Below are 13246 nucleotides of genomic sequence, written 5' to 3'. Positions count from 1 at the left end.
CGGGCGCATATAGAACTGCATGCATCGTCTCCTCGCATCGACGCTCCTGGTAGGCACCGCCGTGGCGGCCTGTGGCGGCAAGCATGACGGCGACTCGGCCGGCGAGGGGGCGACCGGCGGGGTCTCGCCGAACCTGACGAGCGATGATTCGACGGGCGGGATCGAACTGCCCGGCTCCGGCGCGCTGGGCAAGCTCGACCTGCCCGAGGAGCTCCCGGGCGACCGCCCGGGCGTCGGCGGCTGCAAGAAGGCCGATTTCCTGTTCGTCATCGACAACTCCGGCTCGATGGCCGGCGAGCAGGCCAACCTGATCGCCTCGTTCCCCGGCTTCATCGCCACGATCACCCAGACGATCGCCGCCCAGGACTATCACATCATGGCGGTCCCGACCGACGACGGCGCCTCGGCCGGCCTCAGCACCAAGTGCGGCGCCACCAGCTGCGTGTGCAAGCCGGCCCCGGTGTGCTGCCCGAAGACCTGCGAGCTGTTCGGCAAGGACTGCAACGGCGACCCGTGCGACGCCCTGCCGCTCTCCGAGTGCGACCAGATCTACGGGCGCGGCAACATCTACAACGCCGACGGTGAGCAGTGCGCGCTCGCGGACGATCGCCGCTACATGACCGCGAGCCAGCCGAACCTCGCCGAGACGTTCGAGTGCGTCGCCAACATCGGCACCTTCGGCAGCGGCGCGGAGAAGCCGGCGCTGGCGACGCTCGAGGCCGTCAGCGCGGCGCTCAACGGCCCCGGCGGCTGCAGCGAGGGCTTCCTGCGCAAGGACGCGATCCTCGTCGTCATCATCATCACCGACGAGGAGGACGACAACACCGTCGACGGCGAGGGCTCGCCGGGCGAGCCGGAGGAGTGGCACGCGCAGCTCGTCGCGGCCAAGGGCGGCGACGCCGACGCGGTGGTGGTGCTCGGGCTCGTCGGCGACGGCAACTTCGCCGACGGGGTGTGCCCGCCCGACAGCGCCCCGAACAACGACGGCGTCGGCGCCGAGCCGGCGCTGCGGCTGCAGCGCTTCGTCGACATGTTCGAGAACGGGGTCATCGGCAGCGTCTGCGCCACCGACTACACGCCGTTCTTCTCCGAGGCGGTCGGGGTGATCGACTTCGCCTGCGACGAGTTCGTGCCCGTCGGCTAGCGGCGGCCGGCCCGCAATCGGCGGAGCCGCCGCCTGCCCACATTCCCCCCGAAACCTCGTACTACCCGCATTCATCGGCGCGCGTCGATCGGCGCTCGACTCGCATTCGGCGGGGCACCCGCCACATTGCGCAATCATGGACAATCACGAGTGACGGCCCACACGCATCGATCGGGCTCATGCATCTATCGCCCGGGTCCTGGGGTGAGTGATGCTCCAGGCGATGATGCGACGCCCCGCTCGATTCGCCGTCGAACCATTCCTCGCGCTCGCCGTGATCGCCGCTTGCGGCGACAGCGGCGGCAACGCCTCCGGCCCGAGCCCCGCCTCGGCCACCGGGATCACCGGCGCCACCGGCCTCACCAGCGCCGGCGGCGGGACCACCTCCGACGCCCCGGCCGGCGATACGACCGCGGTGCCGACCACCGGCGAAGCCAGCGTCGGCGGCACGACCGAAGGCCCGCCCGACGGCCTGCCGAAGCTCGACGTCGACAGCCCGCTGACCGGCGGCGGCGAGACCACCGGCATCGGCCCGGCCAGCGCCGGCTGCAAGAAGGTCGACTTCCTGTTCGTCGTCGACAACTCCGGCTCGATGCAGGACGAGCAGGCCAACCTGATCGCCTCGTTCCCCGGCTTCATCGCCACGATCACCGAGACGCTCGAGGCCAAGGATTATCACATCATGGCGGTGTCGACCGACGACGGCAAGAACACCGGCATGAAGAGCACCTGCACCAACGGTAGCTGCAGCTGCACCCCGGCCCCGGTCTGCTGCGAGAACGCCTGCGGCCTCTCGGGCAAGACCTGCAACGGCTTCGACTGCAACAACCTGCCGATCTCGCAGTGCCACTACGAATTCGGCACGGGCAAGGAGTTCGACGCCAACGGCAAGCACTGCATGCTCGCCGACATGAAGCGCTACATGACCGACAGCCAGCCGAACCTGGCCGAGACCTTCGAGTGCATCGCCAACGTCGGCACCTACGGCAGCGGCGACGAGAAGACGATGCAGGCGCTCGCCGCCGCGCTGAGCGACGCCCAGAACGGCGCCGGCGGCTGCGACGAGGGCTTCCTGCGCGACGACGCGATCCTCGTCGTCACCTTCATCACCGACGAGGAGGACGACATGGGCGACGACGGCAAGGGCTCGACCGGCGATCCGGCCTCGTGGTACAGCGCCGTGGTCGCCGCCAAGAACGGCGACGAGAAGGCCGCGGTGGTCCTCGGCCTGGTCGGCGACAGCAACCTGCCGATGGGCACCTGCCCCCCCGGGGTCGACCCCAACAACGACGACATGGGCGCCCAGGACGCGCCGCGCCTGCAGAGCTTCGTCGGCATGTTCCCCAACGGCGTGATCGGCAGCGTCTGCGCCACCGACTACACCCCGTTCTTCCAGCAGGCCGTCGGCATCATCGACCTCGCCTGCGACGAGTTCGAGCCGCCGGGCTGACCGCTCGGCCATGTTTTGATGGACATGCCCTCGGAGACACGTGCTCCGAAATCCTCTGAGGGCCCCCGCTCGCGCCGGGCGTGCTCACTGCGGCCTGATGCCGCAGCTGTCGACCTCGTTCGGGACGCAACCCATGCAGTCCCAGCGGAACTTGTCGATGATGCCGACGGTGTCCCACACGGTGTCGCCGAGGTCGAACACGGAGATGGCGAGGGTGAAGCTCTCGCCCGGCGCGGCGGAGCCCTTGGCGGTGTACCAGCCGGTTGCGGCGCCCTCACCGTCGCCGGGGAAGCCGGTGCCGGCGAGCAGCGGGTCGCCGGGGAGGATCGTCATGTACGGGTCGAGCGCGGTGACCGTCAGCGGCTGCTCGTCGATGAAGGTGACGTTGCCGGTGAAGGTCTCGCTGGTCGACCAGACGATCAACATGTCGTTGACCGAGGCGTTGACGTAGTTCGGCCACTCCTCGGTGAAGTACACGAAGTCGAGCAGGTAGCCGTGGGTGCCCTGCGGGACGTCGAGGTCGAACGACATGTAGAAGACGTCGTTGGCCACGCCGGCGCCGATGCCGTTCCACTGGTTCGAGATCGTGTCGGAGCAGTCGTGGACGCCGTCGCAGTTCATGAAGGGCGTGCCGCCGGCGCCGTTGTTGCTGCCCACCTCGTGGTGCATGATGCCCGGGAGTTGGTTCAGATCGTCCGGGTTGCCGTTCGACTGGCTGTCCTGGCCGTTCTGCTCGACGAGGCCGCCGTCGGCCTCGAGGTTCGGGAAGGTGCCCGAGCCGATCACGAGGAACCGCGAGCCCTCCTTCGGCGCCCACGCCCACTGGTTCGGATCCATCGGATCCTTGGCGGTGCCGAAGTGGGTGGCGACGCGGTAGCTGCTGGTGTCCGGCGCCATGATCACCGGGTTCTTGATCGGGATCGCCATCGCCGGGTTGTCGGAGCAGTTGAGGCCGATCGCCTTGAAGATGTCGTCGCCGGCCTCATCACACGGCGGCTGCGTCGCCGGCGCTTGACAGTCGTCAGGGTTGTCGCCGGAGGTCCCGTTGTTGCCGGTGGTCGTGTCGTCGGAGGTCGACGAGGGGCCGTCGGTCGTCGTCGCGGTGTCGTCGGTCGTCGTCGCGGTGTCGTCGGTCGTCGTCGCGGTGTCGTCGGTCGTCGTGCCGGTCGCGGTCACGTCCGCGGTGGTGCCGGTCGGCTCGGTCGCCGACTCCGAATCACCCATCGTCCCCGACGGGGCGGTGGTGCCGGTGGTCGGTTCGTCCACGCCGGAGGTGGTCATCCCGGGGCCGGTGGGGTTGATCGTGGTGATGTTCGCGGTGTCGGTGACCGAGGGGCCGCCGTCATCGCCGCAGGCGGTCAGAGTGAGGGTCAAGCAAGCAGAGAAGGCAAGGGTTCGGGTATGACGCATGGTGGTGTCCGCTGCCGCCTCGCGTGGAGGGCGCTCGTCATGAGCGGCCGGTGAGGTGGTCACGCCACCTTAGCCTGCTTTGCGGCGACGCATCTGTCGTCCGCGCAATCTCCCGATGAAGTGAGATCGCGACGGGGATATCTCCGTGAGGGCGACCCGGGCGAGTGACTTCGCCAACTTCGATCGCGCCGCGTGGACCCAGGAAGCGGTGTCCAGGAGCGCCGGTGAGCTCGCGGCGCACCTGGCTTTCGGGTCAGCTGTGGCGGAGCGTGCCGATCGGCGGAGAGCGTCGCCGGCCCCGCTTGTCGCCGCGCGGGAGGCTCACCGCCTGGCGACGAGTGCCGCGCGAACGACATCAGCGTGGGCAGTCGCTGACTAATCCGGGAACGCCCGCGAGCACTGGTCGAGCAGCCACGGCAGCTCGGCGTTGCGGTCGCCGAGCAGCACCGTCACGCAGGCGGTCGCGCGCGGGCTGGTCTCGCGCTCGCACGCCGCCTGATCGGCCGCGCGGCTGGCCTGCAGCAGCTTCAGCGCCGCCCCGTCGGGGTCGATCTCGCGGTAGAGCGCGTCGGCGGCGGCGAACATGCCGGCGCAGGCCTGCTTGCGGTCGGTCGGCAGCGGGTCGGGCAGTCGCGGCGTCACCTGTCCCTTGAGCAAGGTCGCCTCGCCGTCGTAGTCGGGCTGGTTGGCGAACCCGCGCGCGTCGTTGTTGGCCGTGCGACCCGAAGGAGGGCTCGCCTGGGCCGCCGCGGGCGGCGGGGCGTCGCTCGTCGTCGGCGAGGCCGAGCGGCCGTCGGGCGCCGGCGTACAGGCGAGGGCGAGGACCGCCGCGAGGAGAGCGTCGCGCGCGCGAGGCATGCGCCGGGAGCATAGCCGCACCCGCCCCGGACGTCTCCATCCGGCCCGCAGCTGTGCGGTCGCGACGAACCACGCGTCGCCCCGCGAGCGACATCCCGAGCGGCCCGAGGTCCGCGCCGCTCCACACCTCGCGCCTGCGCGTGTCCCGGCATCCGCGCCCGCGTTGGCCCGGCCGGGCATGACCGATAAGATGCCCGCCATGACGGCGGTCCCTCGTGGCGCGTGGCGTACGGTCTCTCTCGCACTCGCGGCGCTGGTGCCCGCCGGGGCCCTCGCCGCGACCGAGCCGGGCAGCCTGCAGAACGCGCTCGAGAAGTCGGCCGACTGCACCAAGTGCCACGCGTTCGTCAACCCGGCCGGTCACGCCGGCGAACCCAACGTCTCGCCGATCGCCTGGGCCGGCGGCATGATGGCCAACGCCGCCCGCGACCCCGTGTTCTGGGCCGGCGTGGCGATCGCCGCCCAGGACATGCCCGGCGAGACCACGAGCTGCGTCCGCTGCCACGCGCCGCGGGCCTTCCTCGCCGGACGCGACGACGCCACCGCGATCGACGACCTCGAGCCCGACGACCTCGCCGGCGTCGACTGCGACCTGTGCCACCGCATGATCGACGACGGCGTGACCGCGCTGGGCGACGCCCGCTACACGATCGACGACGTCGTCGGCGGGGCCGGCGACGTGCCGAAGCAGGGCCCGTGGTCGTACGACGGCGGCGACAAGCCGATGCACAGCTGGGTGGTCGGCGACCTGCTCGGCCGCTCCGAGCACTGCGGCACCTGCCACGACGTGACCACCGGCCGCGACCGCCTCGACGCGCAGGGCCAGCCGATCGGTGCCAAGTTCAACGAGCAGCGCACCTACAGCGAGTGGCTGGCCAGCGCCTACGCGGTCGAGGGCGCCGATTTCAAGTCGTGCCAGGACTGCCACATGCCGGCGGTCGACGACGTGGCCGGCTGCGCCGAGTTCAACAGCCAGGAGATCTTCCACGCCACCGACGGCCGCCGCCACGACCTCGCGGGGGCGAACCGCCGCATGGTGGAGATCTTGCAATCGCTCTACGGCGACGCGGGCAGCGGCGACATCGACGACGCGTACTTCGAGCTGGCGCTGGCGAACATCGACAGCTCGCTCGGCGGGGCCGCGACGCTCGAGGTCACGGCTCCGACGGCGATCGATCTGCAGGCCGGCGTCGCCGCGTGGGGCGTCAAGGTCACCAACAACACCGGCCACAAGCTGCCGACCGGCTACTCCGAGGGCCGCGTCATGTGGCTCGAGGTCACCGCCAGTTACATGGACCAGGTCGTGTACGGCTCCGGCCGCTGGCTGCCCGGCCAGGGCCTCGAGAACGACCCGCAGCAGCGCACCTACGAGGCGATCGCGGTCCACCAGCAGACCGGCGTCACCAACCACCTCCTGCTCAACGACTACTGGCAGGTCGACAGCCGGATCCCCCCCAGGGGCCTCCAGGCCGGCGTCGAGACCGACCCCGTCGGCGACCGCTACACCATGCTGCCCGACGAGACCTGGCCGCACTGGGACGAGGTCACCTACGCCTTCGACCCCGCCGAGGTCGTCGACCTCACCCCCGGCGCGGACGACGTCCTCGACCTCCGCGTCCGCCTCCTCTACGTCATCAACACCCCGGCCTACCTCGAGTTCCTCGCGAGCGAGAACGTCACCAACAGCGCCGGCGCCGACGCCCAGGCCCTGTTCCCCGCCGAACCTGACCCATTGGTCCTGGCCGAATGGACAGCCTCGGTGCCGGCCACCGGCCTGGTCGAGGAGGCGACGACGTCGAGCTCCGGCGACGAGCCGACCACCGGCCCGTCGCCGACCACCGACGCGCCGACCACGAGCGCCGGCACCGGCACGACCGCCGACACCACCGCGACCGACGCGAGCGGCGACGCGACCGACGGCGCCACCACCAGCCCGCAGACCCCGACCGACGAGGGCTGCGGCTGCCGCGGGAGCGGCCCCGGCGGCGCGCTGGCGCTGCTGCTGCTCACCGGCCTGCGCCGCCGCCGGCGCTGACCTGCATCATCCTCCGGAGGATCGCGCCTCGAGGACCACCGGCGCTGCCGCTGCGATTCGCAATCACGCCATTCGTCGTGCCACGATTCGCACTGCGAGCATTTCGCGTCGACGATCCGTGCTCACGCGCTCTCACCATTCGCAATGGCCTTTTGCAAGCGCGCGGAGATCCGCAGCCGCTCCGGGTCGCTCTTTTAAACACCGCGTGTCGCCGCGCGCTCGCGTCCGCACCGTCGCCGGCGGTCCCCCCACTCGAGCTCCGTGGGCCAGTTCGCCGTCGCGCTCGCCCCGGCCGCCGGCCGCGCCACCTGCCCGGTGAGATCTTCATGGATACAATGAACCCGGCCGGGCAGCCGTCGCGCCTTGCGCGCGTGAAGTATGAACGCCGTCCAGGCGGTTCTGCTCGCGAGTTGAGTTAAGGCGCGCTAACACAGGTCTGAATTTTCAGGACAATGTTTTCTCCACTTTGACCTGCCATGGGGTCCTTGCGCTGTAATTCGGGTCGCCCGCTCGATCGCGCCCGGGCGGCGGTGAAGCGGCCGCCATCCCGGCGCCGACGGATCGGGTCGCCGCGCCGTGCCGCGCCGCGCTGTCACATTCCCCGGGCGCATGTTTGACATGTCCTTCGAGACATCATTTCGCCGCGCCGCGAGGATGAGCGGAGGTTCATCCGGCCCGGCCACGCCTCCGCCGCAGCCCCGGTGAACCGCCTTTAACTCGACCGTCTGCGCGGCCGCTCCTACCTTGATTGCGTCGAGTCTCGCCAATCGAGGCGCCCGCGGGCTGCGGCGCCGGGGAGCTCCATTGCCGTCACTCCTATCATCATTCCTCGCCGTCCCGGTGCCGGGCCCGCCGCGGGACGTCGCGCCCGTCGACCTCCTCGAGGTCGCCGCGGCGACGCCGGGCCCGCCGGCGCACCACGGGCTCGACGCGGGGCTGACCGAACGCGAGGGCGTGCGCCCGCGCCCGGCCGCGATGCCCGTCCGCCTGCTCGCATTGCCCGGGCTCGGCGCGGCGGTCGGCGCATTCACGGCACGCGCCGGCCGACCGCGCCCCGCCCCGCCCCGCGAGCGCCTCGCGCTCGCCCTGCACGTCCGGGAGGTCGAATGACGGCACCGACCTCCAGCCGCCCGCGTCGTTCGGAAGATCCGGCGGTGCGATCATTCCTTCGTCTCGTCTCTCCCCGCTCCGTCACCGCCGCACCTGGCGAGGGCGGCCCGGCGCCGCTGCTGGTCGCCGCGGTCGACGACCTCCCCGAGCTCCCCGGCGACGCCTTCGTCGCCGCGCTCAGCCGCGAGACCAGCGCCGGCGCGCGCGTGCTCGCCTACCACGGCCGGCGCGACGACGACCGCGGCGTCGTCCTCACCGCCGCGCTGGTGCGCTCGCGCGGCCTCGCGGTCATGCGCGGGCGGGCCCGCCACGACCGACCGCTGCCGAGCGTGCGCGGCCCGCTCGGCGCCCACGAGCGCCTGCTCGAAAGGACATACGGCCTCCAGCTCGCCGGACCGCCGCCCCGCCGCCTCGACGACGACATCCTCGACCCGCGCGACATGTGGTTCTGGCCGGCCGCCAAGGGCCCGACGGCCCAGGGCCGGCGCGCCGAGCCGGGGCAGCTCGTCGACCGCGGCCCGCTGCGCCTGTACTGCCGGGGCGACCGCGTGCGGGCCGTCGAGCTGCGCGCGCTGCCGGAGCGCGACGTCGAGGCCGTGCTGTGCACCCGGCCGCTCGGCCACCTGCCCGCGCTGATCGAGACCCTGCGCGGCGAGGGCAGCGTCGCCCGGGCCTGGGCCCACGCGCTGGCGATCGAGGGCCTCGCCGGCGGCCCGTTCGACCTCGCGTGCGCCGTGCACCGCGGCGTCGGCCTCGAGCTCGAGCGGGTCGCCTGCCACCTCGCCGGCCAGGCCCGGCTCGCCCGCGCGATCGGCTTCGGCGTCGGCGCGGCCGAGCACGAGCGCCTGCACGCGGTCGTCCGCGACCTCCTGATGCGCCTGTGCGGCAGTCGCCACGGCCACGGCCACGTCCGCCCCGGCGGTGTGCGCGAGCCGATCGGCGCCGCCCGGCTCGCCGACGTGCGGGCCACGCTCGCCGACTTCCGCGACGCCTTCGCCGGCTGCAGCGCCGACATGATGGGCCTGCGCTCGGTGCTCGATCGACTCGACGGCGTCGGCGCGATCGCCCGCCGCGACGCGCACGACCTCGGGCTCGTCGGCCCGCCCGCGCGCGCCTGCGGCCTGCCCCACGACCTCCGGCGCGACCTCCCGGGCGAGCTGTACCGCCGCCACGCGCTCGACGTGTTCGTCGAGTACGACGGCGACTGCCTCGCGCGCGCCTCGATCCGCGCCCGCGAGATCGAGGCCGCCGTCGCGTGGATCCTCGCCTGCGTCGCCGAGGCCGTCGGCGCGCGTCCGACCGCGCTCGCCGGGCTCGCCCCGCGTCACCTGGCGATCGCCGCCGTCGAGGGCGCGCGCGGGCCGATCGTCCACCTGCTCGAGACCGACCGCGACGGCCGGCTCCTCGACTACCGCGCCCAGGACCCGGGCATGTTCGCCTGGCCCGGCCTCGCCGCCGCCCTGCGCGGCGGCTCGCTGACCGACTTGCAGGTCTGCGGCCACAGCTTCGACCTCTCGCTGGCCCACGACGGGCGAGGAGCCCGGTGATGCTGACGGTCCTCCGCGGCCCTCGTCCTGCCCCGCGCGCCCTGCCCGACCCGCGCGCGGCCGTCACCCCCGGCCTCGCCGGCCTGCCTGTCCTCAAAGACAGCTCGTGCCCGACCGCCTGCAGCGCTTGCCTGCCGGCCTGCCCCGCCCAGGCGCTCGCGCGCACCTCCACCGCGGTCGCGCTCGACCTCGGGCGGTGCGTGTTCTGCCGCGATTGCGCCGCCGCATGTCCCGAAAAACATATCACTTTCGGCCCCGAGCACCGGCTGGCCAGCGCCACACGTCGCGGCCTCGTCGTCGGGCCCGAGCGGCGGGCCCCGCCCCCGGTCGCCGCCGACGCCGCGCTGCGCCGGCGGTTCGGGCGCTCGCTCAAGCTGGTGCGCGCCGTCCTCGGAGGTTGCGACGGCTGTGATTGCGAGCTGCGGGCCTGCGGCGACGGTCACTTCGACATGGGGCGGTGGGGCATCGAATGGGTCGACGAGGCGCGCGGCGCCGACGGCCTCGTCGTCTTCGGGCCGGTCGAGGCCGAGGCCGACGACGAGCAGCTGCGCCGCACGTGGGCCGCGATCGGCGGCCCCCGGCTGCTCATCGCCACCGGCGCCTGTGCGATCGGCGGCGGCCCGCACCGCCTCGGTCCCGCGCGCGCCCGCGGCTTCTTCGCCGAGAACGCCCCCCAGCTCTACGTCCCCGGCTGTCCGCCGCACCCGCTCACCTTCGTCGACGGCCTGCTCGACCTCCTCGGCGCGCCGTAGCGATTCGCCCTCACCTTGGAGCTCCGTCCGTCCATGCCGGCACCGCACCCCGTCCCCAACCCGGCCAAGATCCTCGTCGTCGAGGACAACCGCAAGCTCGCCAGCTTCCTCTCGCGCGCGCTCTCCGAGGAGGGCTACGTCGTCGACCTCGTCGACGACGGCGCGGTCGCGCTGTCGCAGGCGCGCAGCATCGAGTACACGCTCGTGATCCTCGACTGGATGCTGCCCTCGCTCGACGGCATGCAGGTATGCCGCGGGCTGCGCCTGGCCGGCAAGTCGGTGCCGATCCTGATGCTCACCGCCCGCGGCGAGATCAACGACCGGATCTCCGGCCTCGACGCCGGCGCCGACGACTTCTTGCCGAAGCCGTTCGACCTCAGCGAGCTGCTGGCCCGCGTGCGCGCCCTCGGCCGCCGCGGCCAGCGCGACCGCTTCCTCGAGGTCGGCCAGCTGCGCATCGATCGTCAGGACCGCGTCGTCACCTTCGCCGACCGCAACCTCGAGCTGACCCACCGCGAGTTCATGCTGCTCGGCTACCTCGCGCGCGAGGTTGGCCGCGTGGTGTCGCGGCTCGAGCTGCTGCAGAACGTGTGGGAGACCACCTACGACCCCGGCACCAACATGATCGACGTCCACATCAAGAACCTGCGGACCAAGCTCGGCGAGCACGCGAGCATGATCGAGACCGTCAGGGGCGTCGGCTACCGCTGGCAGGACGAATCGAAGGACCGCGTGGCTTAGCGCCCCTCCTCGCGCCTTGCCAGCCTGTCGGAGCCCGGCGCGAGGATCACTCGAAAGGGCCAGGTAGCGACCACTCAACGGAGCCTGGCGCTGCGGAGGGCGCCTGCGGCGGCGTCCCACCAGTACAGCTCGTCGCGCCTGCTGGTTTCGACGTTCCGGCTGCGCGCGCTCGACCTCGGCCAGCTCCAGCCCCTCGGCGCGGACCAGCGCCGCCTCGATCGTCGTCGGGGCGCGCGAGTCCGAGGGCGCGCGAGTCCGGAAGTGCGTCCTACGGCGTGTTGACCGCGCGAAGCGCCGCGGCGTGGGTGGCCACGCCGGCCACGGCCGGGGCGCCCCACAGGATGTTGCCGCGGAAGCCGATGTAGAACATGCCCGCGGCCGGCGTGCGGGCCTTTTCGGGCACGTCCTCGCGCGCCAGCGGGCTGTCGAATTGACCGCCGAGCACGATGGCCCCGAACCCGCCGAGGCCGATGCCGACGTCGGCCACGAAGCCGATCGGGCTGCGGACGTTGTCGAAGCGGCCGCTCACCTTGTCGGTGCCGGCGACCTTGAACGCCAGGCCGCTCGAGAACTCGATCGTCGGCGACCAGCGGGTGCGCTTGAGCCAGTAGCGACCGGCGAAGCCGACGTTGCCCCACACATCCTTGTTGTCGCTGGCGATGATGCCGCCCTTCGGGCCGAGCGACACGCGGGTATACTTGAACGACCCGCGCGACTCGACCAGCGTCGGGATGCTGACCCACACGTCGTATTGCACGCGGGCCGAGCTCCAGCGGTACACGTCGCCGGGCGAGCCGACATCGCCCTGGCGGATGCGGTAGGCGAAGCCCGAGGTCGCCTGGACCTCGACGACGAGGCCGCAGGTCGGGTCGGCGATCAGGCAGCGCCAGCGCGACTTGCGTTCGCTGGTCGGGGGGGTCGCCTCGAGGCCGTGGCGCGCCCGCAGCTGCTGCATGTCGGCCTCGCTGTAGAACGGCGGACCGGCCTGCTCCTTCGCCTCCGCGGCGGTCACGGGGGCGGCCGGCGGGTCCTCGACGGTCGGCGCCGGCACCGGCGGCTCGGCGGCCGCGGGCGGCGGGATGGGGCCGGCGGGCTCCCACGCCGGCAGCGGCGCCGACTTCGGCGCCTGCACCGGCACCTCCGTCGTCGTCGTCGTCGTCGAGGTCGACGTCGAATTCCCGGTGGCGGTCGACGTGGTCGTGGTGGTGGTGGTCGTCGTCGGCGACTGCACCGGCGGCGCCGCCGGCACCTGCGCGAGCGCCCACAGGGCGCCAGAGAGAGAAGCGACAGACAGGAGCGCCGTCATTGCCCCATCGCTCCTCCGGCCAGCAGACCGAGCAGGACCAGACCGATCGCCGGCAGCGCGGGGATGGCGTGGGCGCGGAAGCCGGTGATCACGCGCGTGTCGCCGTCGAGGAAGTCGCCGCTGACGAAGAAGCCGCCCCAGCCGGCCCAGCCGGCCGCGACCTCGATGTGCGTGCCGTTGTACCAGCCGATGTACGTGAGCACCGACGAGCGGACCACGCCGACGGTCAGGTCGACGTGGAAGGCGTTGCGCTTCTGGCTGAGCCAGAGCTGGTTGACGAGGCCGAACCGGTAGGCCGTCGTGTGCGGGGTGGTCTGCACCACCTGGTCGGCGGCGTCGACCACCGAGCCGGTGTTGGCGACCACCCCGGTGCCGCGCGACCAGCTGGCGATCAGGCCCACCGACCACGGGTTCCAGCGCTTGCGGACCAGCGTGATCGGTCGCAGCGAGAAGCCGCCGCGGAAGTTGTAATGCGCGTAGGGCAGGTCGACGCCGCGGTCACCGGCGATCGCGTTGACGCCGATGCCGACGTCGACGCTGGCGATCAGCGCGGAACGGCACTGCGCGTCCTCGACGAAGCAGAACGCGCCCTTGCCGACGGAGAAGCGCGGCGGCGCGGTCGCCGGCGGCCCGCTCGGAAACTCCGTCTCGCTCGCAGCCGTCGGCGCGAAGAACGGCCCGTGCTCGGGGGTCGGACCCGAGGGCGCGGGGGCAGGCGCCTCGACGAGGTGGACGAGGGCGAGCAGGAGGACGGCCGTGGTCACCGAAAGGACCCCCAGAATGCAGAACTCGCGCGGGACTTACAACCCATCCGCGATCGGACCTGCAGGGAACGGTCTGAGCGGTCTCCGTGGCACGCGACGACAATTCGCGCATGGTGCGCGACCGCGGCT

At 72.3% G+C, this 13246-nt stretch carries 11 protein-coding genes; 7 read left to right on the top strand and 4 right to left on the bottom strand.

The genetic code is table 11. The features are described from left to right. Positions 1 to 61: 61 nt before the first annotated feature. Positions 62 to 1144: a hypothetical protein gene (locus K7C98_RS01270; RefSeq protein ID WP_224189634.1), complete on the top strand. Its 1083-nt coding sequence runs from the start codon at positions 62 to 64 to the stop codon at positions 1142 to 1144. Between the two features lie 226 nt (positions 1145 to 1370). Further along, on the top strand, positions 1371 to 2594 hold the full coding sequence (locus K7C98_RS01265; RefSeq protein ID WP_224189633.1) for a hypothetical protein: 1224 nt from the start codon (positions 1371 to 1373) through the stop codon (positions 2592 to 2594). Between the two features lie 84 nt (positions 2595 to 2678). On the opposite strand, the gene K7C98_RS01260 is transcribed toward K7C98_RS01265, so the two are convergent. Both K7C98_RS01260 and K7C98_RS01255 read right to left on the bottom strand, forming a co-directional pair. Beyond that, on the bottom strand, positions 2679 to 3968 hold the full coding sequence (locus tag K7C98_RS01260) for a hypothetical protein (protein WP_224189632.1): 1290 nt from the start codon (positions 3966 to 3968) through the stop codon (positions 2679 to 2681). A gap of 411 nt (positions 3969 to 4379) precedes the next feature. Further along, entirely contained in the window at positions 4380 to 4862 is a 483-nt protein-coding gene (locus K7C98_RS01255; protein ID WP_224189631.1) for a hypothetical protein, read from the bottom strand. Between the two features lie 199 nt (positions 4863 to 5061). On the opposite strand from K7C98_RS01255, the gene K7C98_RS01250 reads away from it, so the two are divergent. The 5 genes from K7C98_RS01250 (at position 5062) to K7C98_RS01230 (ending at position 11047) form a co-directional block, all read left to right on the top strand. Then, positions 5062 to 6897 (top strand): cytochrome c family protein, encoded by a 1836-nt coding sequence (locus K7C98_RS01250; protein ID WP_224189630.1) that lies wholly within the window; start codon positions 5062 to 5064, stop codon positions 6895 to 6897. Positions 6898 to 7737: 840 nt separating this feature from the next. Next, positions 7738 to 8007: a hypothetical protein gene (locus tag K7C98_RS01245; protein ID WP_224189629.1), complete on the top strand. Its 270-nt coding sequence runs from the start codon at positions 7738 to 7740 to the stop codon at positions 8005 to 8007. Positions 8008 to 8051: 44 nt separating this feature from the next. Next, positions 8052 to 9554: a hypothetical protein gene (locus tag K7C98_RS01240; RefSeq protein ID WP_224189628.1), complete on the top strand. Its 1503-nt coding sequence runs from the start codon at positions 8052 to 8054 to the stop codon at positions 9552 to 9554. Further along, positions 9554 to 10306, top strand: coding sequence for a hydrogenase (locus K7C98_RS01235; RefSeq protein ID WP_224189627.1), 753 nt, complete (start codon positions 9554 to 9556; stop codon positions 10304 to 10306). The genes K7C98_RS01240 and K7C98_RS01235 overlap by 1 nt, the downstream gene beginning before the upstream one ends. A gap of 33 nt (positions 10307 to 10339) precedes the next feature. Further along, a complete protein-coding gene (locus K7C98_RS01230) occupies positions 10340 to 11047 on the top strand; it encodes a response regulator transcription factor (protein WP_224189626.1) in 708 nt (235 codons plus the stop codon). A gap of 268 nt (positions 11048 to 11315) precedes the next feature. Here the strand turns inward: K7C98_RS01230 and K7C98_RS01225 are convergent, their stop codons facing one another. Continuing rightward, entirely contained in the window at positions 11316 to 12353 is a 1038-nt protein-coding gene (locus tag K7C98_RS01225) for a hypothetical protein (RefSeq protein WP_224189625.1), read from the bottom strand. Further along, on the bottom strand, positions 12350 to 13117 hold the full coding sequence (locus K7C98_RS01220) for a hypothetical protein (RefSeq protein WP_224189624.1): 768 nt from the start codon (positions 13115 to 13117) through the stop codon (positions 12350 to 12352). Before K7C98_RS01220 ends, K7C98_RS01225 begins: the two co-directional genes overlap by 4 nt. Between the last annotated feature and the right edge of the window lie 129 nt (positions 13118 to 13246).

It is taken from the genome of Nannocystis pusilla, from assembly GCF_020073745.1.
In the GTDB taxonomy this organism is placed as follows: domain Bacteria; phylum Myxococcota_A; class Polyangia; order Nannocystales; family Nannocystaceae; genus Nannocystis; species Nannocystis radixulma.
The sequence above is the reverse complement of the archived record's forward strand: the minus strand, read 5'-3'. Positions and strand labels throughout refer to the sequence as shown.